At 63.8% G+C, this 24,482-nt stretch carries 26 protein-coding genes; 17 read left to right on the top strand and 9 right to left on the bottom strand.

Going from position 1 to position 24,482, the window contains the following annotated elements:
- Positions 1 to 431: 431 nt before the first annotated feature.
- The 13 genes from AC1DHY_RS14790 to AC1DHY_RS14730 all read left to right on the top strand — a co-directional run bounded on the left by AC1DHY_RS14790 (position 432) and on the right by AC1DHY_RS14730 (position 9,753).
- Positions 432 to 1,187, top strand: coding sequence for a bifunctional DNA primase/polymerase (locus AC1DHY_RS14790; RefSeq protein ID WP_476903840.1), 756 nt, complete (start codon positions 432 to 434; stop codon positions 1,185 to 1,187).
- On the top strand, positions 1,180 to 1,689 hold the full coding sequence (locus tag AC1DHY_RS14785; protein ID WP_476903839.1) for an AAA family ATPase: 510 nt from the start codon (positions 1,180 to 1,182) through the stop codon (positions 1,687 to 1,689). Before AC1DHY_RS14790 ends, AC1DHY_RS14785 begins: the two co-directional genes overlap by 8 nt.
- Before the next feature lie 161 nt (positions 1,690 to 1,850).
- Positions 1,851 to 2,312: a hypothetical protein gene (locus AC1DHY_RS14780; protein WP_476903838.1), complete on the top strand. Its 462-nt coding sequence runs from the start codon at positions 1,851 to 1,853 to the stop codon at positions 2,310 to 2,312.
- Positions 2,313 to 2,425: 113 nt separating this feature from the next.
- A complete protein-coding gene (locus tag AC1DHY_RS14775) occupies positions 2,426 to 2,659 on the top strand; it encodes a hypothetical protein (RefSeq protein ID WP_476903837.1) in 234 nt (77 codons plus the stop codon).
- Entirely contained in the window at positions 2,656 to 3,048 is a 393-nt protein-coding gene (locus AC1DHY_RS14770; RefSeq protein ID WP_476903836.1) for a hypothetical protein, read from the top strand. The genes AC1DHY_RS14775 and AC1DHY_RS14770 overlap by 4 nt, the downstream gene beginning before the upstream one ends.
- Positions 3,045 to 3,215, top strand: coding sequence for a hypothetical protein (locus tag AC1DHY_RS14765; RefSeq protein ID WP_476880521.1), 171 nt, complete (start codon positions 3,045 to 3,047; stop codon positions 3,213 to 3,215). Before AC1DHY_RS14770 ends, AC1DHY_RS14765 begins: the two co-directional genes overlap by 4 nt.
- A gap of 2 nt (positions 3,216 to 3,217) precedes the next feature.
- Complete coding sequence (locus AC1DHY_RS14760; protein WP_476903835.1) at positions 3,218 to 3,472, top strand: hypothetical protein; 255 nt, start codon at positions 3,218 to 3,220, stop codon at positions 3,470 to 3,472.
- Between the two features lie 19 nt (positions 3,473 to 3,491).
- The gene (locus AC1DHY_RS14755; RefSeq protein ID WP_476903834.1) at positions 3,492 to 4,241 is read left to right on the top strand and encodes a hypothetical protein; all 750 of its coding nucleotides are present in this window, start codon (positions 3,492 to 3,494) and stop codon (positions 4,239 to 4,241) included.
- Between the two features lie 705 nt (positions 4,242 to 4,946).
- A complete protein-coding gene (locus AC1DHY_RS14750; protein ID WP_476880524.1) occupies positions 4,947 to 5,480 on the top strand; it encodes a DUF4352 domain-containing protein in 534 nt (177 codons plus the stop codon).
- A 70-nt stretch (positions 5,481 to 5,550) separates the two neighbouring features.
- On the top strand, positions 5,551 to 8,334 hold the full coding sequence (locus tag AC1DHY_RS14745) for a DNA methyltransferase (RefSeq protein WP_476903833.1): 2,784 nt from the start codon (positions 5,551 to 5,553) through the stop codon (positions 8,332 to 8,334).
- Complete coding sequence (locus AC1DHY_RS14740) at positions 8,334 to 9,146, top strand: AbiJ-NTD4 domain-containing protein (protein ID WP_476903832.1); 813 nt, start codon at positions 8,334 to 8,336, stop codon at positions 9,144 to 9,146. Before AC1DHY_RS14745 ends, AC1DHY_RS14740 begins: the two co-directional genes overlap by 1 nt.
- 89 nt (positions 9,147 to 9,235) lie before the next feature.
- Positions 9,236 to 9,580 (top strand): hypothetical protein, encoded by a 345-nt coding sequence (locus tag AC1DHY_RS14735; protein ID WP_476903831.1) that lies wholly within the window; start codon positions 9,236 to 9,238, stop codon positions 9,578 to 9,580.
- A complete protein-coding gene (locus AC1DHY_RS14730; RefSeq protein WP_476903830.1) occupies positions 9,577 to 9,753 on the top strand; it encodes a hypothetical protein in 177 nt (58 codons plus the stop codon). The genes AC1DHY_RS14735 and AC1DHY_RS14730 overlap by 4 nt, the downstream gene beginning before the upstream one ends.
- Before the next feature lie 1,103 nt (positions 9,754 to 10,856).
- Here AC1DHY_RS14730 and AC1DHY_RS14725 read toward each other — a convergent pair.
- From AC1DHY_RS14725 to AC1DHY_RS14715, 3 genes are all read right to left on the bottom strand, one after another.
- Positions 10,857 to 11,051 (bottom strand): hypothetical protein, encoded by a 195-nt coding sequence (locus AC1DHY_RS14725; RefSeq protein WP_476903829.1) that lies wholly within the window; start codon positions 11,049 to 11,051, stop codon positions 10,857 to 10,859.
- 1,190 nt (positions 11,052 to 12,241) lie between these two features.
- Positions 12,242 to 13,804: a CehA/McbA family metallohydrolase gene (locus AC1DHY_RS14720; protein ID WP_476879775.1), complete on the bottom strand. Its 1,563-nt coding sequence runs from the start codon at positions 13,802 to 13,804 to the stop codon at positions 12,242 to 12,244.
- A gap of 141 nt (positions 13,805 to 13,945) precedes the next feature.
- A complete protein-coding gene (locus AC1DHY_RS14715) occupies positions 13,946 to 14,890 on the bottom strand; it encodes a peptidase (RefSeq protein ID WP_476879774.1) in 945 nt (314 codons plus the stop codon).
- A 320-nt stretch (positions 14,891 to 15,210) separates the two neighbouring features.
- On the opposite strand from AC1DHY_RS14715, the gene AC1DHY_RS14710 reads away from it, so the two are divergent.
- Positions 15,211 to 16,542 carry an MFS transporter gene (locus AC1DHY_RS14710; RefSeq protein ID WP_476879773.1) on the top strand — a complete coding sequence of 444 codons (1,332 nt, stop codon included), beginning with the start codon at positions 15,211 to 15,213 and terminating at the stop codon, positions 16,540 to 16,542.
- Here the strand turns inward: AC1DHY_RS14710 and AC1DHY_RS14705 are convergent.
- On the bottom strand, positions 16,502 to 16,975 hold the full coding sequence (locus AC1DHY_RS14705) for a DUF2231 domain-containing protein (RefSeq protein ID WP_476879772.1): 474 nt from the start codon (positions 16,973 to 16,975) through the stop codon (positions 16,502 to 16,504). The genes AC1DHY_RS14710 and AC1DHY_RS14705 overlap by 41 nt on opposite strands.
- Positions 16,976 to 17,045: 70 nt before the next feature.
- Here AC1DHY_RS14705 and AC1DHY_RS14700 point away from each other — a divergent pair, with 70 nt between their 5' ends.
- From AC1DHY_RS14700 to AC1DHY_RS14690, 3 genes are all read left to right on the top strand, one after another.
- A complete protein-coding gene (locus AC1DHY_RS14700) occupies positions 17,046 to 18,005 on the top strand; it encodes a hypothetical protein (RefSeq protein ID WP_476903828.1) in 960 nt (319 codons plus the stop codon).
- Positions 18,006 to 18,041: 36 nt separating this feature from the next.
- Entirely contained in the window at positions 18,042 to 18,266 is a 225-nt protein-coding gene (locus AC1DHY_RS14695; protein ID WP_476879770.1) for a hypothetical protein, read from the top strand.
- Between the two features lie 169 nt (positions 18,267 to 18,435).
- Entirely contained in the window at positions 18,436 to 19,569 is a 1,134-nt protein-coding gene (locus tag AC1DHY_RS14690) for a TRAP transporter substrate-binding protein (protein WP_476903827.1), read from the top strand.
- A 119-nt stretch (positions 19,570 to 19,688) separates the two neighbouring features.
- Here AC1DHY_RS14690 and AC1DHY_RS14685 read toward each other — a convergent pair whose 3' ends face one another.
- The 5 genes from AC1DHY_RS14685 to AC1DHY_RS14665 form a co-directional block, all read right to left on the bottom strand.
- Positions 19,689 to 20,534: an aldo/keto reductase gene (locus AC1DHY_RS14685; protein WP_476903826.1), complete on the bottom strand. Its 846-nt coding sequence runs from the start codon at positions 20,532 to 20,534 to the stop codon at positions 19,689 to 19,691.
- A 95-nt stretch (positions 20,535 to 20,629) separates the two neighbouring features.
- The gene (locus tag AC1DHY_RS14680) at positions 20,630 to 21,085 is read right to left on the bottom strand and encodes a hypothetical protein (RefSeq protein ID WP_476880666.1); all 456 of its coding nucleotides are present in this window, start codon (positions 21,083 to 21,085) and stop codon (positions 20,630 to 20,632) included.
- 7 nt (positions 21,086 to 21,092) lie between these two features.
- Positions 21,093 to 21,731: a bacterial proteasome activator family protein gene (locus AC1DHY_RS14675; RefSeq protein ID WP_476880667.1), complete on the bottom strand. Its 639-nt coding sequence runs from the start codon at positions 21,729 to 21,731 to the stop codon at positions 21,093 to 21,095.
- 130 nt (positions 21,732 to 21,861) lie between these two features.
- A complete protein-coding gene (locus AC1DHY_RS14670) occupies positions 21,862 to 22,053 on the bottom strand; it encodes a YbdD/YjiX family protein (protein ID WP_476880314.1) in 192 nt (63 codons plus the stop codon).
- A gap of 14 nt (positions 22,054 to 22,067) precedes the next feature.
- Positions 22,068 to 24,377 (bottom strand): carbon starvation CstA family protein, encoded by a 2,310-nt coding sequence (locus AC1DHY_RS14665; protein ID WP_476903825.1) that lies wholly within the window; start codon positions 24,375 to 24,377, stop codon positions 22,068 to 22,070.
- Positions 24,378 to 24,482 lie beyond the last annotated feature (105 nt).

The following is a 24,482-nucleotide window of genomic DNA, read 5'->3' as shown; positions in this document are numbered from 1 at the left end:
AACGTAACGGTTCGGATCTCATCAGTTTTGCCTTACTCTCCCGTTTGCATCAGCCCGTTTTGGATGATTTAGTGTGATGTATCGAATGTAACGATCGATAGTCGCGAAGTCAATCGAACAAAACGGAGGAAAGAAGTGGAAAAGAATCGCAGGAGCGTTGATGCGCTCATGAATCGCAAGGAGGCCGCTGCGTACGTGCGTCGAACGCCCGCCTCGCTTGCTCAGCTGGCGTACCTGGGAGCGGGGCCGAAGTACCTGCGCCCCACGGCCAAGTCCGTCCTTTACAGGAAGTCAGATCTTGATGCGTGGCTCGACTCAAGCGTGATCGACCCAGCCGCACGATGAAGAACCAACGAAAGTGCCGGGCACCCCACCTGAAACGACAGGATGCCCGGCCAATCAGCGAACCCCTGGAAAGGATTGTGTGACCGTTGAAAGCGTCACTCAACAAACATAAGACGAGTGCGTCAGGTCGCCCGAAGCTAGAGCTACCATCCCGACGAGTTCCAACGTTTCCGGTTCGGATGCCCAGCAAAGCCCCTGTTGCAGCCGGATGGCAGTCCTCGCCGCGAACCCCCGCAGGGGAGGTTGCCATACGTCCGGGCTACGGCGTTGCGATGTCGTGTGAAAACCATCTGGTTCTGGACATCGACGGTCCAGCGGGCATGCGCAGTATCAGCGCCTTGATCCGCGAACACGGCGGTCTTTCGCCGACCTACAAACTGGAAACCCCTCACGGTGGCCATGTTGTGTTCCTCCCCCCGACTGGGGTCAGGGTTCCCAATAGCGTAGGCAAACTCGGCCCGGGACTCGACATCCGTTCGGCAGGCGGATACGTCGTTTGCTGGCCCACGCCCGGTTACACCCCGCTTCGAGATGTTGAGCCACTGGAACCGAACGAATGGCTCATCAAACTAGCTGCGGCAGGGTCACGAAGAGCCCGCACAGATGGTGTCACCGGGACCCAGGCACACTCAATCGGCGGTCTCATCATGACCCTTGCAAACGCTCAGCAGGGAACCCGCAACGACGTACTTCACTGGTGCTTGTGCCGCGCCGCTGAGATGACCGCACGCATGCAGACGAGCGCACTTCGGGCCATCCGCCACGAGGCCCGAATGATCGGTCTGGGCGACTACGAGATCGAGCGAACCATCGGTTCCGTATTCGGTGGCCGACGTGGCTGACCGTGAAGACGGCGAATACATCGTCGTCACCCGAGCAAGCCAGATCAAACCCCGTAAGCAAAAGTGGCTTTGGGAACACGAGGGCCAGGGCATCGTGCCACAAGCAACCACCACTGTCTTTGCCGGAAAGGGTGGCGAAGGAAAAACCACGTTTGCGCTGAGTCTTGTCGCCCAGCTGACAAACGGGACGCTGACCGGCGACCTGTTCGGACATCCCGGAGAAGCAATCATCATCGGCCCTGAGGACGACTGGGCATCAGTGATGGTGCCCCGCCTGATCGCCGCCGGGGCTGACCTCGACAAGGTCCTCAAGCTGACTGTCGAAACGGTGATTGACGAACACACAGGAGAGCGGACCATGTCGTTTCCGCTTGACGTGACATTGCTCCGCGACGTTCTCGATGAGTGCGACGTGAAGCTCATCATCATTGACCCTGCGCCGTCGCTAATGGCTGGCGACACCAACAAGTTCAGGACGTACGACGCGCCTACGAACCGCTGATCGCTCTCGCCCAGGAGTTTGAACTGGCGCTCATTCTGATCAATCACTTTGGTAAGGGTGCCGGTGACGTTTCTGCCAAGCTATCTGGCTCCCACGCTTGGCGTGACCTCACCCGCTCGTACCTCGCTTTCGTCACAGACCCCACAACAGACGAACGCATTATGACTCAGGACAAGAACAACTACGGAACGTCGAAAGGGTCGTACAAGTTCAACCTCGTCTCACAAATCGTCGACCTTGACGACGGTGAATCCGCCGACGTTGCCCGCGTCGATTTCCTGGGCGAATCGGACCGGACCGCGCAGGACGTCCTTGATGAGCCAACGGGGCAGGCGAGCAACCTCAATGAGTACCAGGCGTTTTTGGTCGACTACCTGACCGGAAACGGTGAACGTCCCGCTCAGGAGGTCATGGTGGCAGCCGAAGCTGAGGGACTTGATGCGAAAAAACTTAGTAAGCACAGGCTCAGGATGAAGAACCCTGCCATCAATGCTCGCCGACAGGGCTTCGGTAGTGGTGGCGCTTGGCTGTGGTCCATCGCCAACGAACCGGCTGGAAGCCTCATCGTCACCGTGGACTTCAGCCAGTTCTCGGACCCACCACCCCCGCGACGCTCCGCGTAATCCATCTATGCAATCAATCCGAAGGAACCCAAATGAATACCCAGCCAACCCCGTACACGCCGCCCAGGCGTCGCTCACGCCTCACGGTCGTAAAGGGTCCAGAAGTCCCGCCTGTGACTCTGTCGCCCCTCGTCAAAGGCATGGTGACAGGAACCCTGGGCAACTTACCGCTGTCGTCTGTCGTGTACGCCCAGCTCCCGCTAGCGCCCCATATCGATGAGCCGCTCGCCTGGGTCAGCGTCAACGACTCCGCAGAAGTGTTGGGGCTGCTCGATGGGAGCCCCGTGCGTACCTCCGCTGCCACCGAAGGCCTCCCCCAGCTGATCCTTACGGACGGTGCGCGATGAACGGCTACACGTCGTCGCTGGACTTTGCCTACGGCCCCGAGTTCAAGATGGCGCCCGTCGACTATTCGCTGGACTGTTCAGGTCGTCTCTGCGTCCTGATTGACAACCGCGTCATGGACAAGAACATGTACCACCGGCTCCCTGAACACCGTGACTGGGATTCCCTCATCCGCCAAGAGTTCGCCGTCGTGGGCCGGGTTGCACTGACCCCCGGCATTCTCGACCTCGTCGTCGTCAGCGAACTCGACGGCGATCTCCGCTCGGCCTTTATGCACCGTAGCCAGTTGCGGGACGCGCCCGAAAAGGTGCGGGCATTTTTCTACTACTGCTTTGAACGCGCACCGATCATCACCCTCCAGGAAGACCGAAACAAAAGGAGCACCAAGTGAACGTCAAAGAATCAATGGCCGCCTACCGCGACGGAACATTCGAGAAGAAGACCAAAGCCAGCGCAGAACGCCGCGAGGCCACTCGCAAAGACACCAAACCCAAAGGACTCGTCCAAAAGGGCCGCGAACTGTACGAATCCATGAACCCCACTAAGAAGGAGCAGTAACCATGTCCATCACATCCAACGCCTTTGACCGTCTCCCCGGCTACGCCGAACACGCCGCAGCCGACCAGCGCATCAAGGACGAGATCGCCCGGAACCGGGCATCCGAGTTCGATGCGCCCATCAATTCGGCGGACTTCGCAGACGTAGCGCTGTCCGGTGACGAGTTTCCGAGCGACCCCCCCCCGCCACAACGAGCAGATCCGCAACGAACGCTTGAACGTGGCCGCTCGCGGCGAACTGCTCAAGAACGCCGCTAAGGACATACAGCGTCGCAGGATGGAGATCATTTGCGACCACTCGGGTGAAGCCCTGGCCTACCTCGGAACGGAACTTACTTCGCTCATGGAACAGGTACGATCCGTAAGCAAAACGCTCGGAAACATCCGCAGCGCAGAACAGGTCCTCGACGCCGGTCCTGAGGTACACGCCGCGTGGCGGGAGCGGGGCGACCTCGTCTCCCGCTACTCGGAAATCCGCGACGCTCAGCGCAGCCTCACAACCCCGGGGCTCGGCGACGGCGATGCATTCAAGATCGCTGCCGTTGGCCACATCCGCAACTCACTGGAGCTGGCGGACTATTGGCTCAGCAAGCGTCAGGACGCAGCCTCGGACCGTCCTGCAAACGACCGGCTCGAAGGCGTGCGGAACTTCAACGACTGGCTCGGCAAGGGCGGAACTGCACCGTTCAAGCACAGCACGTCCGCCACTCCGCAGAAGGACACGAACGGCAACCCGATTGACCGCTGGGATTACCTCGTCTGGCTGGCAACCAAAGCTGAACCGTGGGTCCCGACCCCGGCTCAAGTCCTCGAAGCCTTCGAGGCTGCCCACACTGCCGTCGCGGAGACCGACTACAAGAAGTTCCGCACCCAAGAAGCAGCAAGGGACAGGTACTTCGAAGTCGTCGGCGTAGCGCCGCTGGTTGCCTACACCAACGCCCCTAAGGATGATGATGACAAACCCGAGGTGCGCCGGGTGAAGCGCGTCTCATGGGGCGATTCAGCCGCCTTCGCCATGGGACTGTAACCGTCTATAACCCGCGATATCCCGTACCTCTCACCCGGTACGGGGTTTCGTGGTGGATAGCCACCCACTGCAATCGATCATCACGCCCGCAAACGCGCACACAGATCCTATGGAGCGTCCAGCAGACGCCAGCACGTGCGCCCGCGTGTGATTGATCATCGACCGATTATTGGACGCTCACAGACGCGCCTAAGCGACCACGTCTCTCGAACGGTTGCACCCTCGATTCTTTCCTAATGTCGCTACATGGGAACGATCGCATTGGATGGGCGTAACGACGGCAGGTGCCAGTTCTGCGGGGAAGCCATGCCCGAGAATCGCTCCGTGACATGCGCCCGGCGCGAATGTCACAACGCCGCCAAAAGAGCTCGATCCCACGCACGACGGGCGGCCCAACCACCCAAACCCCGCAAGACTCCGCCCAGCGACGACCGTCCCTGGGATTTCCCGCCGGAACTCGACTACCTCGACCAAGACCCCGGTTTCACGGTCGAGCAGTTGGCGACCGCGAAGGGTGACCGCGCCATGCAAAGACTCATTCTCGCCCGCCGATCCGAGCGACGGCACAGGCTCATGAAAAGACTGAGCGAAGTCGGCGTGCTGTCTGCAAGCGCTGAACCGCGCGGATAGGATCGCGGAACGCATAAGGACAACACGCGGGGGACAACGATGGATTTTGAAGCACAGCCGAAGCGCAGGGTCAGTATGAAGGGCATATTCATCGCCGTCATCGTCCTTTGCGCCGTCGCATACCTCGGCAGCACCAGCCGGAGCACTCCATCATCGGACAGCTCCACACCCCAGGCTGTCGCAGATTCAACCGCTGACGCCACTGTCCCAATCGGCAAACCAGCAAAATCCGAACGGTTTGAGTACACAATCACGGGTTACAAGTGCGGCATCCCCACGATCGGCAAAGGCGAGATACTGCGCGAAAATGCCAAGGGCCACTTTTGCCGAGTGTCCGTGAAGGCACAGAACATCTCCAAAAAGACCGAGCGCTTGGACTTCGACGACTTCACTCTCGTCAAAGATGACACCGAGTACAGCACCGACAGTTGGGTCAACATCAAGGCCAGCGAAGGGGACGACACCTCCGGCTTCCTTGACGATATAAACCCCGGACTGGTCGCCTCCGGAAACATCTTCTTCGATGTGCCCAAGAACGTGACGCCGACGACCGCCAAGGTCGACGAGTCCGCCTGGGACAAGACGCTGACGTTCAACTTGGCCAAGTAGTACCGCCTGCCCAGGACTGTCAGTCCCCCGTGGTTGAATCAGTTGTACTTGCAACATAGATGGGGAACTGATGCACCGCACGCGCACCGAAATTGTCGAGTCTCTTAAAGCTTTCGTGACCAGTTGGTCCGGTTACTCAGGGACGGAGCGTGCTGGAGCGCAGACATTCGTCAACCAGCTTGTGCAGGCTTACACGGGCGTTGAAGACCCCAGGACTCTCGACGCCAGTCACGAGTCGCATCTTCCTTTGGACGAGGGCCAGCGACACGGCTTCATTGACTTCTACTGGCCCGGCGTTGTCCTCGTTGAAATGAAGGGTCCGAAAGAATCGGTGCGACTGGCCGAACACAGGCCGCAGATGCTCCGGTACTGGAAGTATTGCGCCACCGACGACGTTCCGGCTCCCCCGTTCACTGTCCTCTGTTCATTTGACCGTTTCGAGGTATGGGAGCCGGGCAGGTTTCCCAACGCGCCCAGGGACGTGTTCAGCTTGGAGCAGCTGCCGGACTTCGTTGACTCGCTAGCCTTCCTGATGGGCCGCGGCAAAGTTCCGACATACGGCGGACCCGGCCAGAAGATCACCGTCGGTGCCAGCGCCGACATGATTGGCCTGTTCAACCGCTTGTACGAGCGCTTCCACGACCGCGAAGAATATGGACTGAAGGACGATGACCTTCGCCGCTTCATCATCCAGACCACATGGACGCTGTTTGCGGAGGACCTGGGCCTCATCCCCTCTAACCGATTCGCCAACCTGTTGCGGGATCTCTCACTGGATGCACGCGGAGCCAAGCAGCGGATTCCCGGGCGCGAGGTCCAGTCATTCCTCGCTGCAATGAACTCCCGTAATGCAATCGATCGCAGTGAAGGGGTGCTTGACGGACTCCCCTATGTCAACGGTGGTCTGCTTGAATCGGTCCCCTACATACCGCTGAACAGCTTCGACCTCGACCTGCTGGTGCAGGCGTCGAAATACGACTGGCGCTACGTCAACCCCACGATCTTCGGATCGCTTTTTGAGGGGTGTCTGGGTGAGCGTCGCCGTCAGTTCGGAGCGCATTACACCCATGAGCAAGACATCATGCAGATCGTGGAGCCGACGATATTGAAGCCTTGGCGTGAGCGGATCGACGGCACCGAGGACTACAAGAAGCTCGAAGCACTCCTCAAGGAGTTGTGCCAGTTCAAGGTTCTCGACCCCGCGTGTGGTTCGGGCAACTTCCTCTATGTGGCGTACCGAGAAATCCGCCGGCTTGAGCACTACCTCAAAGATCGGATCGACGACCTCAAACATGCCAAGGGCAAACCCGTCTCGATGCACCTTGAGTTCTACCCGATTGAGAACCTGTACGGCATCGAGATTGAACCCTTCGCCGTTCAAATCGCCCGACTCACGATCTGGATGGGCCACGCACAGATGGCCAGAGAGATGAACGTCCAGGGTGACGACCCGCTGCCGCTGCATAACCTCGACACAATCATCGAGGCAGACGCTCTCAAGGCGGACTGGCCCGAGGTTGATGCAATCATCGGCAACCCGCCGTTTATTGGCTACTCACGTATCCGTGAGTCCAACGGTGCGGATTACCTCGAATTCCTTGAATCAGAGTTCCATGCGGGAATCGTCGATCTCTGTGCCTACTGGTTCCGCAAAGCGCAGGACCACATGAGGGACGGCCAGAGGGCCGGGTTGGTTGCGACTAACTCAATCCGACAAAACAAATCCCGCGTAGCGGCTCTCGACTACATCATGGCCAATGGCGCTGTAATTACTGATGCCGTCACAACCCAGGTTTGGCCGGGCGAAGCTAACGTGCATGTTTCGATTGTCAACTGGGTAAAGTCCCCCGACCGGCCGCCGGCCGGAGCTCTTCTCGACAAAGTTCCGGTGGCAGGCATTACCAACTATCTGAAGGAAGGGGCGAGCGCCCGGGCCGCAGTTCCGTTGGCTGCTAACCAAGGAATCGGGTTTGAAGGAAACAAGCCCTCTGGAGGCGGTTTTGTATTGGAAGACGGCGAAGCGCGGTCGCTCCTGTCCCGATCTGACGCGCCCTATGAGCAGGTGGTGAAACGCTACTTCATCAGCAAAGACATCGCGACTGAGCCGACACAGGAGCCGACGAGGTGGATCATCGATTTCGGGATCATGGAACTCGACGACGCCATGGCCTATCCCGCTGCCCTAGACATCGTTCGGGAGCGAGTCAAGCCATTCCGCGACCAGAACAATCGCCCTGCCCGCCGCGATCGATGGTGGAGATTCGGTGAGGTAAGCCTCGGCATGCGTCACGCAATCGAAAAGCTCGACAGGTATTTCGCGGTGGGGAGAGTCGGCAAGCGCCCACTTTTCACTTGGGCCGAGTCTGACTGGTGTTCCGGAGACGCGTTGACCGTCATCGCCAGACAAGACGATTGGAGTTTCGGAGTCCTTTCTTCGAAAATTCACACAGCTTGGGCCTGGGAACAGTGCTCCACTATGAAATCCGACCTCCGTTACACGCCGAAGACTGCCCTGTGGACGTTCCCGTTTCCGTCACCAGAAGATCCGCAGCACGACAAGGTCGAACAAGCTGCCCGCGACATTGTCGAAGAACGCGCCAAGGCGTGTAGCAAGCTCGTCTCACAGGGGAAGAAACAGGCTGGGCTTACCGCCGTGTACAACGCCACGGACGAGGGGGCTTTCACCGAGCTTCGTGCAGCGCATAAGCGCCTCGACGAGGCAGTCTGCAAGTCGTACGGCTGGCCGCCGTCCGTACTGGAGGACCGCGCCGAGATAGTGGAAAGGTTGTACGAGCTAAACGCGAAGATCGCTGCAGACCCAAGCGGCTACGCTCCGTTCGGAGGGAGAGACTGATGCCCCGCTTCTCCGTTCGCAACGGATACATCGAGCCAAGGACCACCGTCCAAATCCACGACCTGGACGACGAGACGCGTGTCCAACTCTGGAATCTTGTCTACATCATGAAGTTGAAGTCATACGACCATTTTGGAAGCGTCGAAATGAGCGATGCGTTCGCGGTGGGCCTTTGGATTGAGTGGAGCGAATCCCTCGAATACCTACAGGGCACCTCCGGGAAAAGCTTCATGGCGACGGTCAAGAATAAGGTAGTCAAGGGCTCAGTCGCCGAAGCGTTCGACCTCCTTGAAGCCTGCATCGACGCGGTGGGCAGCCCGGTGCCCGAATACCTGAACAACGTCTTCACAAAGTTCCTCGTGGGCTACCGCGTGGTCAACGGTGAAATCATCCAAGTGACCGAAACTGCCGAGATTGAAGCGATCGAGACTGCGTTGGACGTGTTGCAGCCATATGGGGGTGCGCGAAAGCATCTGCTCAATGCGCTTTCACTTCTTTCCAATCGGAAAGATCCTCACTACCCCAACGTAGTCAAGGAGTCGATTAGCGCAGTCGAGGCAGTTGCCCGTCACCTGACCCAGGAGAAGACACTAGGAGACGCCCTCAAAAAGTTGGAAGCCAAAGGTGTCCCAACCCAAAGGGCTCTGGTGGATGGCTGGTTGAAGCTCTATGGATACACCAGCGCCGAGGGGGGAATTCGTCACGGGAGCATCGAACACGGCGATGTAGACGAAGCGCTGGCGACCTACTTCCTCGTCACTTGCTCGTCGATGGTCGGGTACCTGATCAAGAAGGCGGGAAGCGAAGCCTAGTTGTCCTTGGGACTGCTGAGCGAAGTCTCTTAGTGTCATCTCGTCGATCCGCCAGGAACGACGAAACGACAAACTAAGGACTGATCAACATGACCGCACGCAAGCCCGCCGCTCGTAAGACCACCGCTCCCGTGAAGCTCTCCGGCGAACTGGTGGAGGTGCCGTCCGAGGCACTCGCCAACGAAGCCGCCGCCGCTGAGTCGATCGCCCAGGACGTTGACGCACCCGCCGACGAAGTCGCTGACGCTATCGCCGAACTTGAAGCCGAAGCGAACGGCACGCGAAAAGCACCTGCGAAGATCACCAAGAAGGCCCCGGCACCGACCGCGCACACCAACTGCACCCACGCCAAGTCAGGCGCTGAAGGCAAGAAGGCCCGGGCTGCCTGCCGCCGCGAAAAGGCCGCCGAAGCTGCAAAGGCTGCCAAAGCATGACCCGCGACCAGATGATCGCCGCCGCCGACTTCGTGTGCGAATCATTCGGCCCCGATGCCGACCTCGAGATCGAAGACGATGGCTCCGCGTTCATCTCTACACCGCATGCGACCCTTGAAGGCTTCTTTGCCTTCGACCACGAAAGCGTTGCCCGCCTGACGCTCGTCCCGTAACTGCAACCCACACCCCCGGCCACGCACCGGGGGTTAGTGGTGGCTGCATCCAACTATGCAATCGTGCATGGAGTTGTGGGTTATGTGCTACGGCTTCTTCGGTACCGGCACCCATATTCTCTTGCCACCCTGAACAGCGGCCCGCTCCATGTCAGTCACGTTCCAAAGTGCCCACAGAAAACGATTTTGGGCTCTGTACCTCAACCTGGGGCCGCTTTCGTCGCCTACTTCCATTCGTCCGTCTGGAAGTAGGTTCAGAGTGATAGGCCGCCCGCACTTCCGGCACTCAATCAGCCCAGCCTCGCCGATACGCAATTTGGCCAGTAGGGGCTTCCCACAATTTGGGCATATCAAGTTTCGAATGCGCTCCGGCGCTTTTTGAGTTCGCTTATGTCCACCAACCTCGGCATCACGGCGGGGTGGCTTCCGAAAATAGAGCCAAATTGTAACGGGGATGATAATGACAGCAGCCAACGCACCAACTATCGCCCAAAACAATGTAGGTTCCACTGTCGATCCTCACGCCGAGTCCACCCTCCCCCAGCCGAGGTAAGGAGATCATACGCCAAGTTGATTACGATCAACACACGCCGATCTGTCTCTGACGCGTCCGCAATGCGCTCTCTGACGATCCAACGATGCCGCTGTGCGTGAATGTGTCACTTCGCCTGTCCACTCGCTTACGCGCTCACTGATGACCGATTGCATTGATGTGCTGACGACGACAACTGCGCGCCGCTCAATCGCTCGACTTCGTCGCGATGACCCGTCCGACCGCTCCCGATGATCGCTCTGACGTGATCTGTGATCGCCCGTGATTGCATCGACGCGTGTTCATGCACGCCCTGCCCACCGTCGTCTGCCGCGTGCTGCTGACCGCGTGTCATGACCCGGCGACGACATGGGGTCGACACCCCCTCCCCTGGGCAGCTAAATCCACCCGGAGCGTTCGGGTGCTCGCATTGTGTACGGGTCTGGGGAAATCAAAAATAGTACGTAAAGTGCCCTGAGGGTGCCCTTTTGAAGGTCTTAGAGCCTTTACCTACGCAGGGGTACGAGAAGTTGAGGGTGGCCCCGACGCGACATCGAGGCCACCCTGCTAGCTACTTCCCTTTACCGGAGCTGTTCTTGCTCGGGTCAACGAACACGTAGCCCTGGCCGGGCTTGCTGGTCGGAGGAAGGGGACGCCCGACGACGGAAGTGATTTCGTGGCCGGTCGAACCCCCGCGGGGGCCAACCTGCTCGTACTGACCCGAACCGGGCGCGGACTGGCCGGGCTTGTAGATATTTGCCGACATGTCGGATTCCTTATCTGCAAACGCGGCAGGCGAAACAACGCTGGACACGCCGGACCATTTAGTCCGACCGTCCGCGCGATGTAGGCTCAGGTGATCTGCCAAGATACCTAGGGCCCCAGTCGCTTGCCTAGCTTTCCAGCTACGTGATGCAGCTGGGGCTCTTGCTTGCCCTCAGAGACTACATGTAGTGCAAGAGTCCCGCGTAGACCCCAAGATGATGTATTACATGTATGTCATTTAACGCACGTTTAATCCACAGCCATGGGCCTTCGAAATGTCCGGATTTCAGCCATTTTCGAGGACGAAATCCACACCCTGTGGAGTACTTAGCCACAATTAACCGCCCCGTGTGTCGCGCACTGGACGGCGTGTCGCTCAGCCGGGAATCTATGTGGGATGGCGAGGAACCCGCTGGCCCCACGCGACCGCATGCCGAGCCGATCGGCCGGGCACATACATTCCACGTAGATTCCACGATGATTCCCGTATGCAAAAATATGGAATCTATGTTGTTGTTGCGGAACCTATGTTGGTTTTTGGAATCTAAGGCGTATTCCTAGGGTCGAGCAAACATCGCGGTCGCATCGTTCATGCTTCACCCGTGGACGTCGAAACCGCTCATTGATTCCACGCTTCACCCATTGATTCCATTCATTCCACGTTTGCGTGCGCACGGAATGCACTGGAATCTACGCAACCACCGCGCTGCAGATCGAGACCTGTGAGTCCGGGACACATGCGCGCAAGCACACCGCCGACCGATCCCGCACCCATCTATGCAATCGGTCCAAGAGACTCGGGCAATAATGGACGACTACGACCTTGGCTCATGAGCACTGCACCTACGGGCGCATCGACGTGAACACATCGTGAACACAATTATCTGTGATCAGCACGATTCTGAAGTGATGACTAGTGACCCAAAAAGCGCGTCAGTACAGTCTTTTCGCAACAGAGTCACTGCTCAGATTCTCCGCTACGTTTCACTCGTAATGAGAAGGTCATCAGTTCGATTCTGATAGGAAGCTCGAAAAAACCCCGCCATTCCTAGGAATGTGCGGGGTTTTGCTTTTGGGGCTCGTCGCTCAGGGCAAAAGACTGCTCCCCGATAGAAGGGCTGATTTCTCAGTTCAACTATCGGGGAGCAGTTCATTTCCCGGAGCCGGTCCCGGCCGTGGTTGGTGAGGCTGCTATTTGGCTCCGAGGAAGATCGGGTTCGTGAGAGCGGCCATCGGCCCGAGCAGCAGAGCCGTTCCCATGGCTGTGCCGTTGCTGGGGGTACCGTCGGCCATCGGGTGGCGGACCTCGACCCGCACATAGGAGGAGAGCTGCGCCGTGGTGACCCAGCTGTGGGAGCCCTGGCCGGAGGCCGGAAGCGTGACCTGCTGGGTCTGCCCCTCATCAGTGATAATCCGCACCACACCGTTCGGGACACCCGTGATGTCCACGCGCACCGTCACCGGCGCGTCTGCGGCGACGTCCAGCCGCTCCCCCACGCCGGCTTTCCGTTTGCCCGAGGTGACGCTGAGATCCAGCGAGATGTCGGCGGATTCGGCGATCCAGCTGCGTCCGTTGCGGATGCCATCCAGCAGCGCGTCGTGGGAGAGCGCCGTGGCGTTGACCACGTTGTGCGGCAACCCGATGACCTGCGGCGCACTGTGGGCGTCACTGTTGCCCATGGCCGGCAGCCAGCGTCCGCCGGTACGCGCAGAGTGGGCGAGCATGGAGTCCCAGGAGTTGATCGCGTACTCGTCATCCGCGGTCCAGGGGCCGGTCCAGACCTCAACGGCGTCGGCGTCGTCGTACCCGAACTTCCAGCGGCAGGCGACGTACGGGCAGAACGGGTGTGCCGGGACTACCAGGCCGCCCGAGGCATGGATGTGCTGCGCTTCCTGTTCGAATCCCTTGTCGCGGGCCCGGTAGCGCCAGTCGATCCAATCCCCCGGTTCGATACCGAGGGCGAGGTAGTGCCCGTTCCGGGTGGTGACTTCCTCCCCCGTGAGGATCAGCAGGCCGTTGCCCGCGAGAGGCCCCCACACCCCGTGCGAGGCGGGGGTGTTGTGGTCGGTGCTGATCATGAAATCGAGTTTCGCGGCCCTTGCACCGGCCGCAACTTCCGCCGGGGTGCGCTTGCCGTCGGAGTAGACGGTGTGCAGGTGGGCGTCCCCGCGGTACCAGGCAGCTCCGCGGCCCGCGACCTGCTTCGGCGGGTACTGGGGACGGAATGGGGCGCCGTCGGGACCGTAGTCGAGGGTGACGTTGACGGTGTAGTCCATGCCCTGCTCGGCCACCTGGTACGGGCCCAGGGCGATGTTCCAAGTCCCCTTGCCGATCGGGCCGGGCAGGTAGCCGGGCGTGGCTTCGGCGGCGCTGATGAAGAATTCGGTGCGGAAGCCGCCGGACCAGCCGCGGAAGCCCTTGCCGGCGATGGCGGTGCCGTTCTCATCGAATACTCCGATGTCGCAGGCGTTGGTCAGCAGCCCCGAGGGCACCGTGGGCTTGCTGTAGGTGTAGGAGACGCTGATCTTGTTGACACCGGCGGGAACCTGCACCGGAAGGTACACGAAGTCGGCGGCTCCGGGGTCCAGATGCCCGGTGAGGGTTTTGGTTTTGCTGGTGCCGGTGTCCGCGGCGGCGAAGCTCATGGGCGCCAAGGTGATGGCTGCGCCGGTCAGTGCAGCAGCGAGGAATCCGCGGCGGCTGGGCGATAAGGGAGCATTATTGGCCTCGTGGGCCTGGCAGGGTGAAGTCACGCCCCCGAGTCTCAGGATGCGGACTTAACGGAAAGCAACGGGTCGACCAACACCGCCTAAACCGCGGCTGGGAAGATGCCGGGACTTATGGAACCTGGGGTCGGGGGCCCGGCCCTGAAGTGACGGCAAGGCCTCTGCCCGTCAGAGCCCGGGCCGGCACTCTCCGCGGCCAAGAATGGACAGTCCCGTCAGGTCGCCGGCCTGGTAGGTGCTCAGGCCGGCGGCATCGGTCGGGTTCATCAGCTGGGTCGGGTCCTGAACATGGTCCAGTCCCACCACATGGGCGAGTTCGTGTTCGATGGTGCCCCGCGCGGGCGCCGGCCCTTCGTGTTCGATGATGGTCTGCAGGCCGGGCCCGTTCAGGGTCAGCTGGCCGCTGACGTACGTGTAGTCCCGGTTGCCCAACCCGACGGAATCGCTGCCGCCCAGGCCGAGGACAGTGTCGCCGTACTCGGGGTTGGTGAAGCGGGGTTCTTCCGCGCTGGTTTCCCACGCGATGAGCACCGGCGCCCACCGGTCACCGTACCGGTCCGGCTGGTAGGATTGCCGGTCCTTCGACGGCGCCTCTGTGGTGGCGCCGTCGTCGATGAACATCAGCCCGGTCGCCCGGGAGACCGCCGCGACGGCCTCTTCGATGAGCTTCGGTCCGGCCGCGGGCGAGTTGGCCGCGCGGGTGACGTAGTGGATCGGCCGGCAAGGGTCGTAGGTCACGGGCTGCCCGCCGTTGCTGGTGTCCATAAAGGCGTAGGCGGTGGACCAGTCGGTCACCCGTGCGGGCGTGCCGAGGGGCACGGCATGCTCCTCCCGGCCCGGCGTCGGGTACGTGGCGAACGGATCGGGCATACCTGCGTCTGCCTGGCTCCGGTTCCGGTTGGGATCCGGCGCGGTGTGGTAGATCAGGCCGCCGGACTCACCGGCGGCGGCGGTGGTGGCGGGGCTGGCGGCGGGGCCGCCCAGGATCGCCGAGGGTTTCAGGTCGCCGTGCAGGTAGAGGCTGAAGCCGGCCGTAAGTACGCCCGTGATCACGACGGCGGCGACCCTCGACAATGTCCCGACGATCAGCGCACCGCGCGGCCGTTTCCGCACGGCCGGTGACGGGTAGGCCTGACCGGTCCCCCAGCCAGGATAATGCGGAACCCCGGGCCGCTCCGGTTTGCTGGCGTGTTCCTCCGGCCGCCACAGCGGACTCTGTGACGGCTCCCCCGGTCCATCCATCCGCAGCTTCTCCCCCGTTGTTCCCGACTCCGGTGTCAGCGTAAGGGAATCCGGGGCTTCACACCATGGTTAGACGCCCACATGCCCGCGGCGGCACTGATTTCCCTGGCAGCGCGCCGGGCGCAGGGTCAGGGGCCGCTCCCGGGCCGGATCTGCTTGTCATTCCGCGCCCGGTCCGCGAATCTTGGGAAATGGACCGGCCTGAGCGCGAGGTACGCCCGGCGGCAGCGCCGTCGGGACGGACCCCGACGCCGGTTCCCGGCAGCAACCGGCCCTGGAGCGCGGTGGTCGGCTTCGGGCTGGTCAGCCTGGCGACCGACCTCGTCTCCGACGGCGCCCGCCCGCTCGCCGGGCCGCTTCTGGCCCAGCTTGGCGCCTCTGCGCTGCTGGTGGGGGTAGTGACCGGCGCAGCCGAGGCCGCGGCCCAGGGGCTGCGCCTGGTCTTTGGGCCGTGGGCGGACCGGACGCGCAAATACTGGACGTTCACGCTGGCCGGATACGCCACGACGGCGGTGTGCGTGCCGCTGCTGGCGCTTGCCCCGGCCGCGGGTGCCGCGGGGCTGGTCCTCGCCTCGGTGCTGATCATCGGGGACAGGGTAGGCAAGGCCGTGCGCAGCCCTGCCAAGACGGTGCTGCTGGCCGCCGCGGCCAAGGGGGTGGGCCGCGGCCGGGGCTTCGCCGTGCACAAGTCCCTGGACCTCGCCGGAGCGGTCGCCGGACCCGTCATCGTCGCCGCGGTGCTGGCCGCGACCGGAGTCCTTCCGGCAGCCTTCGCTGTCCTGGCCGTTCCCGCCGGCGTCGCCGTCGTGCTGCTGCTGGGGTTGCGCCGAAGGGTTGCGGGGGCGGACAGCGCCGGCACAACACCGCTCCCGGCAGGCAGGCCCGCGGCCTTATTCTCCGGCGTATTCCTGCTCTGTGCGGTGTGCGCCTTCTTCTGGAGCGCCGGACTGGTGGCCTTCGGCGCCATCGCCTACCACCTCGGCGCTGACGTGGCTGTTCCCACCCCCGTGGTTCCGTTGCTCTATGCCGCCGCCATGGGCGCGGCGGCGCTGGGGGCGTTGGGGAGCGGCAGCGTCTACGACCGGCTTGGTCCGTCGGTGCTGCTGGTCCTGCCGGTACTCATCGCCGCCATACCCGTGCTGGCCTTCTCCAACGTCCTCGCCCTGGTGCTGGCCGGCGTCGCGGTGTGGGGCGCCGCCACAGGAGTCCAGGACTCAACCGTCAAGGCCCTAGTGGCGGATCTTGTGCCGGAGCCGAGGCAGGGGTCCGCATACGGGGTCTTCGCCGCCTTCGAGGGTGCGGGCGCGCTGGCCGGCGGCGCTCTTTACGGAGCCCTCTACGGTGCGTGGCCGGCCCTGATCGCCGTCGTCGCGGCCCTCCAGATGGCGGCGTTGGGCCTGCTGCTCATGACGGTTCGGCGGTTGCACCGGACGGGAGAGGCCGGCACCGCCGCAGCGGCGGGCGGTGCCGTTGACCCGGTTGTTAGCGTCCCCAGACGGACGCGGCGCCGGAGTGACCGGTGACGATGCTCTGGTAAACGTAGACGGCGCCGGCCACGGCGCCGGCGACCAGCAGAATGATCCGCACCACCCGGTTTGCGCGCAGGCTTCCGAGGAAGGTGAACCGCCGGCCGATTGGCTCGAAGGTCACCACGATCATTGCCGCGACCACCACAAAGAACACCACCGAAATGATCTTCAGCGCGTCGCCCTGCTGGGCGTGGGCCAGTACCGCTGCCGTGGCCGGCCGGGACTTCTCCAGCTGCTCGCCCGCCTGCGCCGTGACAAGGGCCACCGGAACCAGCAGCAGGGACAATACAGCCAGGGGCCAGGCCAGGTACCGGCGCCAGCGCGGCGCGGCCGCGTACACAATGGCAGCGAGGCCGGCCATCGGACCCAACACCACAACGGCGTGGACCAGCAGGATGTGTGCCGGAAGGCCTGCAATTTCAATCACGTGGGATCTCCTACGGTGGACGTGCGCTGCGCGCCCCCGGCATGCAGGCCGGAGCTTCTATGATTCTTGCATGGCAAACCGTGAGCTCGCGGGGATCGCGGCGCGACTCTACGCGCTGCCATTTGACGACTTCGTCGCGGCCCGCAATAACGCGGCCAAAGAACTGCTGGGAACAGCGCCCGCGACGCCCGGGCTGAAGTCCCGCGTGGCGCAAGTACGCGCCATGCCCAAGCCCTCCGTCGGCGCCTGGGCCGTGAACATGCTCGCCCTGCACCGCCCGGACACGGTCCGGGCGCTGATCGAACTGGGCCAGGAAATGCGCGGCGCGCAGGACACCCTTGACGCGGCCGCATTGCGGAACCTGGGCCGGGAGCGGCGCAAACTCCTGGCAACCGCCGTCGACGCAGCACGGGCCGTGACGGTGCAACAGGGCCGGACGATCAGCACTGCCATCGCCGCCGAAGTGGAGCAGACCCTGCGGGCCGCCACGGCCGACGAAGGTGCCGCTGCCGCGGTCCGCAGCGGCCGGCTCCTCCGGTCTCTGTCGGCCGACGGCGTCGACGTCGTTGACCTCGACGGCGCCGTCGCCCTCCCGGACCTGCCGGTGCCCACGCAGCCGGCTTCCGCCGGACGGACGGACGCGCGGACACCTGACCCAGCGGCCACGGATCAGCCGCGGCTGCGCGCAGTCCGCCCGGAACGGCCCGCCCCCACCCCCTCCGTCCGGGAACGGGCCGAGGCAGCCCTGGCGCTGGCCGCCGAAGCCGCGCTGTCCAGCGCCGCTGAGGCGGAGCAGGCCGACGCGGAACTGGCCGAGGCGACGGGCGCCGCAGCCGCCCTCGCCAAGGAAGCCGCGGAACTCAAGGAAAAGCTGGCACGCTCCGAAGACGGGCTGCGGCTGGCACGCAAACGCCTTGAAACAGCCACCACCGCCGCGCAACTGGCGGCCCGCACGGCGGACAAGGACCGCCGTCGCGAGGATCTGGCGCGGGAACGGGTACTGCGGCTCGGCAACACGCCGGGCGGGTGAGCCTTGACTGTCACACCCCGGTTGCAGACTTAAGCCATGGAACAGCATCAGGAATTTGCAGCAGCCCCAGGTGCCGCCGCCACGTCAGCGGCCGTGTATTGGGAGGTCACCTACCTGGACACGGACTGCGGCCGGGTCCGTACCGAAGCTTTCGACGATGCCGCTGATGCCGAGCGGTTCGCCAGCCGCCGCCTCCTCGGCGAGGACGGCTGGGCGATCGTTGACGCCATCCGTCCGATGGAGGGCCGGGCGGCCGCCTAAGGCCGGCGACCGGCTTGCGGGCCCCCGGCTACGGGAGGGGGCACCCTGCCGGACAGCGCGGCCTCTTGTGGGGGCCGGCATCGGTGTCCGCAGGGTGCGGACCGGCCCTTTTGGCTCGGCGGCCGGAGGAGTACTTTCGGAATGAAGGCATTTCCCGAAAGAGGCCACCATGCAGCCACCGCGGCGCCGCAAGCCCCCAGACCGCAGCAGTGCACGGGCCCGCTGGGTTGCAGCGACTGCGGCCGGCGCTCTCCTCTTCGCCGCGGCCGGGTGCGCGCCTGCCAGCAACACCGTCCAGGGAGGGCAGCAGTCGTCCGACGACGCGACGGTCCTGACCCTCGCTACCGCCGGCGGACCCGACGGGCGGTCCGCAGCCCAGATCAACGAATTCGCCCGCCAGGTCAAGGACGTCTCCGGCGGGCGGCTCCGGATTGAGCTGGTGCTGAAGGCAGCGGCCGACGAAGCCGGCGCCTGGGACCAGGCCGTCGCCCAGTCCACCGAGGGCGGCGACTTCGACATGGCGCTCGTTCCTACCAGGACGTGGGAATCCGAGGGGGTGCTGTCCTTCGCGGCACTGTCTGCCCCCTTCCTGCAGGCCTCCGACCAGGCATTGGCGAAGATGGTTGAGCCTGAGATCGCAGGCAGCATGATGGCGGGGCTCAAAACGGTCGGACTCACCGGCCTCGCGCTGCTTCCCGACGGCCCGAGGATGCTCTTTGCCTTCGGAGCTCCGGTGGCCACACCAGCCCAGCTCGCCGGCAAAGTTGTCCGTGCTCCGCGCTCCAGCACCGGCTATGCAACCTTGAAGGCGCTGGGCGCGACTCCGGAAACCCTGGCGGGGCAGCTCTTTACTGACGCCCTCGCCAAGGGCACGGTCCGGGCCGCCGAGTCTTCCTTCACGCGGGCTGCCGCTTTCCCGCGGCCCAGCACCACGGCCGGGAACCTGCCGTTGTACGTGAAGGTCAACTCGCTGGTGATCAACTCCAAGACCTATACCCGGCTGGCCGCCGACGACCGGCGGATCCTGCTCGAGGCGACAGCCAAAACCCGGGCAGCCGTAACCGGCTCCATGATCCACACCGCGGAGGAGGCGGCCGCCTATTGCCAGCACGGGGGCACGGTTGTCACGGCCACGGACAAGCAGGTCGCGGCCTTCGAAGCCGCGGCGGCCCCGGTCTACGCCCAACTGGAGAAGGACGCCACCACGCGGGCACTTATCGCCAGGATCCGGACCCTCTCCGACGCCGCAGGGGGCGCAGCGGACATCGCACCCTGCGGCCCCGGTGCGGGACCCGGCGGGTAGCGGGACCCGGCGGGCCGCCACGGGCCGGCGCACTCAAACGAAAGAGCGGTCCACGACCCACAGGTCGGGAACCGCTCCTCCGGTCGCCCCGGCAAGTGTGCGCCGGGGCAGGAACGTGCTTAGGCGAAGTCGGAAACCGCCGGGTCCGGACCAATGCGTCCGGCGCCCTCGGCAGTCCGGTCCAGGCCGTTGATGGCCTGCACGTCGGTCTCGTCGAGGGTGACGTCCAGGGCGGCGTAGTTCTCGCGGATCCGCGACTCGGTCACGGACTTGGGGATCACAACGTTGCCGATCGCGAGGTGCCAGGCGATGACCACCTGAGCCGGCGTGGCGTTGTGCTTGGCGGCGATCTGGGCGATGACGGGGCTCTCCAGCAGCTCGCCGCCCTGGCCCAGCGGGGACCAGGCCTGCGTAAGGATGCCCTTGGAGGCGTTGAATTCGCGCAGCTCGGCCTGGTTGAAGAACGGGTGCAGTTCGATCTGGTTGATCGCCGGCACAACGCCGGTCTCGTCGATCAGGCGCTGCAGCCCTTCCTTGGTGAAGTTCGAGACGCCGATGGTCTTCACCCGTCCCTGCTTCTGGAGCTCAATGAGCGCCTTCCAGGTGTCCACGTACTTGTCCTGCTTGGGCTGCATCCAGTGGATCAGGTACAGGTCCAGGGTTTCGAGGCCCAGGCGCTCCATGGACTTTTCGAACGCTGCGAGGGTCGACTCGTAGCCCTGGTCGGCGTTCCACAGCTTGGTGGTGATGAACATTTCCTCCGGCTTGAGGCCCGAGCGCTTGATGGAGCGGCCCACACCGTCTTCATTTCCGTAGATCTTGGCGGTGTCGATGTGCCGGAAACCGGCCTCGAACGCCTGGACAACCACCTTTTCGGCGACGTCGTCCTCAACCTGCCACACCCCGTAGCCCAGCTGCGGGATCGTGTTGCCGTCATTGAATGTCAGTTCCGGTGAAGAAGTCATTGGACCATCCTGCCAACCTGCAGGCTGTCAGACCAGTGATTCGGGACTACTAAGCTAGGCGCTTAACGCGGAATAACGCCGCCGGCCGCCGGGAGTCAGCCGTTTCCCCCCGCTTCCGCGAGCCTTCGTTCGGCGTCGTCAATGTGTTCCACCACCGATTCCGCCCGACGGCGGACCGATGCCGCGCCCACGGGCACCGGTCCGACGGCGAGGCGAAGCATCGCGGCTGCTTCCGCCGTCATGGCAAGCGAGTTGCCCGCCGTCGACAGTGAGCGGTGGACGCCGGCGAGGGCACCGGGGATGTCCAGGCCATCACTTGGCGACCGGCGCTGCGCTTCCACGCAGATCTGCCGCACCCGGACGGCCAAAGCCGAGAGCTCGTTGGCGATCTCCACCAGCTCCGCGTAGAGGGCCTCGTCCTCGACCCCCTCAAGGACCTGGTGGTAGCGGTCCAGTCCTCGGACAAACCGGTCGTGGGCGCGGCGCCACAGCCCCTTGCCGAGTTCGGCGTCGTCCCTGCGGCCCTGCCGTGCGGCGCTGAAGAATCCCAACGGTGTCCTAGAGGTACTGGCCCGGACCGTGGTCCGGGTCTACGGGTTTGGCGGGCTGGGAGGGATCGGCCCCGGGCTGCGGCTCGGCGGCGCGCTGTGGCTCGCCGTTTTCCCCGATGATCACTCCGGGAGCGATCATGGTTCCCGGCGGCAGCTGGCGGAGCTGCAGCTGGGCCGCCGCGTGCTCGCGGGCGGCGTGCTGGGCCGCGATGGCCGTCTGGATGCCATGGAACAGGCCCTCGAGCCAGCCGACCAGCTGGGCCTGGGCGATCCGTAGCTCTGCGTCGGACGGGGTTCCGTCCGCGGGAAACGGCAGATGGATCCGTTCCAGTTCCTGCACCAGCTCCGGCGCCAGGCCGTCTTCGAGTTCCTTGATGGAGCGTTCGTGGATTTCCGCGAGGCGGACCCGGGCGGCGTCGTCCAGCGGTGCGGATTTCACTTCGTCCAGCAGCTGTTTCATCATGGTGCCGATCCGCATCACCTTGGCAGGCTGATCCACCAGGTCCTGCAAATGGCTCGCCCGGCTGCGCGGGTCCTGCCGGCCCTGCCCGCTCCCGGCCGGCGCTGCGTCCTGGACCGCAGCGGACGAGGTGACGCCCTCCATCGCGGTTTCATCGGCCGAGTGAGTGTCGATCGGATCGCTCATGGCTTCATACTCTCACGCGCGGCAACGGGGCGCGGGCGTGCATGACTTCCCGTGGCCGCCGGCGCCGGAACAGCGGAAGGCGCCGCCGGGAACGTGGAGTTCCCGGCGGCGCCTTCCGGCCGGCGGCTGATCAACAGCAGCGGCCCTGGGGGTTGCTGTCCTGCCGGTCCGTGCGGTCCCGCCAGAACGCCCGCTCGGCCAGGGGCGGGCCGTCATGGCCGGATGCCTGGTGGTGCTCCAGGTACTTTTTGTAGGCGTCAGCTCCGAAGACGCCACTGAAATAATCAGCAACGCTCCGGAAACCCGCGACGAGAACGTTCATTTTTGCAGCAACCGTCAGTGCCGGGCGGAGTGTTCGAGCCGCTGGTCGGCCGGGAGGTTCTTCCACTCCGCGCCGAGCTCCCGCTCAGCAGCAGTGGGGAAGAGGCCCGCCGGCGCGAAGACGCGGGACGGCTGGGCCGGATCCTCGTACTCCACGTTGGCGATCCCGGCCGAGGCGTTACGGAAAGCTTTCGCCGTCGCGATCAGTGCGGTGATGATGACGATGATGCTCAGCACCACGAAGATCACCGATAGCCAGCCCTGGATCATGGTGTTGCGGACCACGGCTTCCATGGCGGCCTGCGTCTTAGCCGTACCGAAGGAGGTCTTGCCGTCCGCCAGCGCCTTAGCGAAGGCGGCGTTATTGGCGAAGTATCCAACGGCGGGGACCGGCGAGAAGATCTTGTAGAAGCTCGCTGTGATGGTCACGACGGCGGCGAAGGCCAGCGGGAGCGCCACGATCCAGAGGTACTTGAAGGTGCCGCGCTTGGCCACGATCGCGAGCACCACGGACAGGGCGATGGCCGCGAGCAACTGGTTGGCGATGCCGAAGAGCGGGAACAGCGTGTTGATGCCGCCCAGCGGGTCGGTGACGCCCATCAGCAGCACCAGCCCCCATGCGGCCACCATCACCAGCGTGGCGAGCCACGCCCCGGGCCGCCAGGAGTGGTCCTTGAACTTCGGAACGAAGTTGCCGATCGAGTCCTGCAGCATAAAGCGGGCGACACGCGTACCGGCGTCGACCGCCGTCAGAATGAAGAGCGCCTCGAACATGATCGCGAAGTGGTACCAGAACGCCATCATGGCGGTGCCGCCGATGAACTGTTGCATGATGTGGGCGAGGCCGACGGCGAGGGTGGGCGCGCCGCCGGACCGGGAAATGATGCTCTGCTCCCCGACGTCCTTGGCGGTCTGCGCCAGGACATCCGGAGTGATGTTAACGCCGGCCAGGCCGAGGCTGTTGACCCACTGGGCGGCCGTTTCCACGGTTCCGCCGGTCAGTGCCGTGGGGGCGTTCATGGCGAAGTAGATGCCGCGGTCGATCGAGATGGCCGCCACGAGCGCCATGATGGCGACGAAGGATTCCATCAGCATGCCGCCGTAGCCGATCAGGCGCGTCTGGCGTTCCTTCTCGATCAGCTTCGGCGTCGTGCCGGAGGCAATCAGGGCGTGGAAGCCGGAGAGGGCGCCGCAGGCGATGGTCACGAACAGGAACGGGAAGACGGCTCCGGAGAAGACGGGGCCGTTGTCACGGGACGCGAACTCGCTGAAGGCCGGGACAGTGATCTCGGGCCGGACCACGATGATGGCCAGGGCCAGCATCACGATAACGCCGATTTTCATGAAGGTGGAGAGGTAGTCGCGCGGGGCCAGGAGCAGCCAGACGGGCAGGATCGCGGCGATGAAACCGTAGATGATCAGGCCCCAGGCGATGGTGACCTTGTCCAGGTGGAAGAACGCGGCACCCCATTCGGTGCCTGCCACGGCGCCGCCGCCGATGATGGCGGCCATCAGGAGCACGAAGCCGATGAGCGAGACTTCCATAACCTTGCCGGGGCGAAGGTAGCGCAGGTAGACGCCCATAAAGAGGGCGATCGGAATGGTCATGCCGACGGAGAACACACCCCAGGGGCTCTCGCCGAGGGCGTTGACCACAACGAGGGCCAGGATGGCGACGATGATCACCATGATCAGGAGGGTGGCGATAAGTGCTGCGGTGCCGCCGATCACGCCGAGTTCCTCGCGTGCCATCTGGCCGAGCGAACGGCCGCCGCGACGCATGGAGAAGAAGAGGACGAGGTAGTCCTGGACGGCGCCAGCAAGGACGACGCCGATGATGATCCAGATGGTGCCGGGCAGGTAACCCATCTGGGCCGCGATGACCGGGCCCACCAGGGGTCCGGCGCCGGCGATGGCGGCGAAGTGGTGGCCGAACAGGACGTTACGGTCGGTGCGGACATAGTCCTTGCCGTCCGCCTTGTACTCGGCCGGGGTGGCGCGGCGGTCGTTGGGCCTGGTGATGTAGCGTTCGATCACCTTGGAGTAGAACCGGTAGCCGATCAGGTAGGTGCAGACCGAGGCGAACACGAACCAGATGGCGTTGACGGTCTCGCCGCGGACGATCGCGAGCATAAACCAGGCGACTCCGCCCAGCAGCGCGATGGCTACCCAGAGGGCGATTTTGGTGGGGGTCCACTTGCGCTCTTCGGCGTCGCGGACGGAATCGTCGACGGCGGTGGCCGGCAGCCCCGGCACCGGCGTGATGCCGTCGTCGGCGTCGTCGAGTTGCGCGGTGCTTGGCCCGCGGTCTGGCACTGTGCCCATGTCTCCTCCTTGAGAAACCCGTGGCCGATCAGCAGTCGGATCCGCCCATGGCACCCTATCAACGCCGTGATCGGTTGGGCCTGTCACCGCGGCCGCATTGCCATA

It is taken from the genome of Arthrobacter sp. 05L44, assembly GCF_056397605.1.
Note: the sequence above shows the minus strand (reverse complement) of the source record. Positions and strands in the feature narration are given on the sequence as shown.

Excerpts from the sequence above, each read along its gene's own strand:
- AC1DHY_RS14780 (WP_476903838.1), top strand. The coding sequence starts at position 1,851 with ATGACTCAGGACAAGAACAACTACGGAACGTCGAAAGGGTCGTACAAG.
- AC1DHY_RS14770 (WP_476903836.1), top strand. The coding sequence starts at position 2,656 with ATGAACGGCTACACGTCGTCGCTGGACTTTGCCTACGGCCCCGAGTTC.
- AC1DHY_RS14760 (WP_476903835.1), top strand. The coding sequence starts at position 3,218 with ATGTCCATCACATCCAACGCCTTTGACCGTCTCCCCGGCTACGCCGAA.
- AC1DHY_RS14755 (WP_476903834.1), top strand. The coding sequence starts at position 3,492 with ATGGAGATCATTTGCGACCACTCGGGTGAAGCCCTGGCCTACCTCGGA.
- AC1DHY_RS14750 (WP_476880524.1), top strand. The coding sequence starts at position 4,947 with ATGAAGGGCATATTCATCGCCGTCATCGTCCTTTGCGCCGTCGCATAC.
- AC1DHY_RS14745 (WP_476903833.1), top strand. The coding sequence starts at position 5,551 with ATGCACCGCACGCGCACCGAAATTGTCGAGTCTCTTAAAGCTTTCGTG.
- AC1DHY_RS14740 (WP_476903832.1), top strand. The coding sequence starts at position 8,334 with ATGCCCCGCTTCTCCGTTCGCAACGGATACATCGAGCCAAGGACCACC.
- AC1DHY_RS14735 (WP_476903831.1), top strand. The coding sequence starts at position 9,236 with ATGACCGCACGCAAGCCCGCCGCTCGTAAGACCACCGCTCCCGTGAAG.
- AC1DHY_RS14730 (WP_476903830.1), top strand. The coding sequence starts at position 9,577 with ATGACCCGCGACCAGATGATCGCCGCCGCCGACTTCGTGTGCGAATCA.
- AC1DHY_RS14725 (WP_476903829.1), bottom strand. The coding sequence starts at position 11,051 with ATGTCGGCAAATATCTACAAGCCCGGCCAGTCCGCGCCCGGTTCGGGT.
- AC1DHY_RS14710 (WP_476879773.1), top strand. The coding sequence starts at position 15,211 with ATGGACCGGCCTGAGCGCGAGGTACGCCCGGCGGCAGCGCCGTCGGGA.
- AC1DHY_RS14700 (WP_476903828.1), top strand. The coding sequence starts at position 17,046 with ATGGCAAACCGTGAGCTCGCGGGGATCGCGGCGCGACTCTACGCGCTG.
- AC1DHY_RS14695 (WP_476879770.1), top strand. The coding sequence starts at position 18,042 with ATGGAACAGCATCAGGAATTTGCAGCAGCCCCAGGTGCCGCCGCCACG.
- AC1DHY_RS14690 (WP_476903827.1), top strand. The coding sequence starts at position 18,436 with ATGCAGCCACCGCGGCGCCGCAAGCCCCCAGACCGCAGCAGTGCACGG.
- AC1DHY_RS14685 (WP_476903826.1), bottom strand. The coding sequence starts at position 20,534 with ATGACTTCTTCACCGGAACTGACATTCAATGACGGCAACACGATCCCG.
- AC1DHY_RS14675 (WP_476880667.1), bottom strand. The coding sequence starts at position 21,731 with ATGAGCGATCCGATCGACACTCACTCGGCCGATGAAACCGCGATGGAG.
- AC1DHY_RS14670 (WP_476880314.1), bottom strand. The coding sequence starts at position 22,053 with ATGAACGTTCTCGTCGCGGGTTTCCGGAGCGTTGCTGATTATTTCAGT.
- AC1DHY_RS14665 (WP_476903825.1), bottom strand. The coding sequence starts at position 24,377 with ATGGGCACAGTGCCAGACCGCGGGCCAAGCACCGCGCAACTCGACGAC.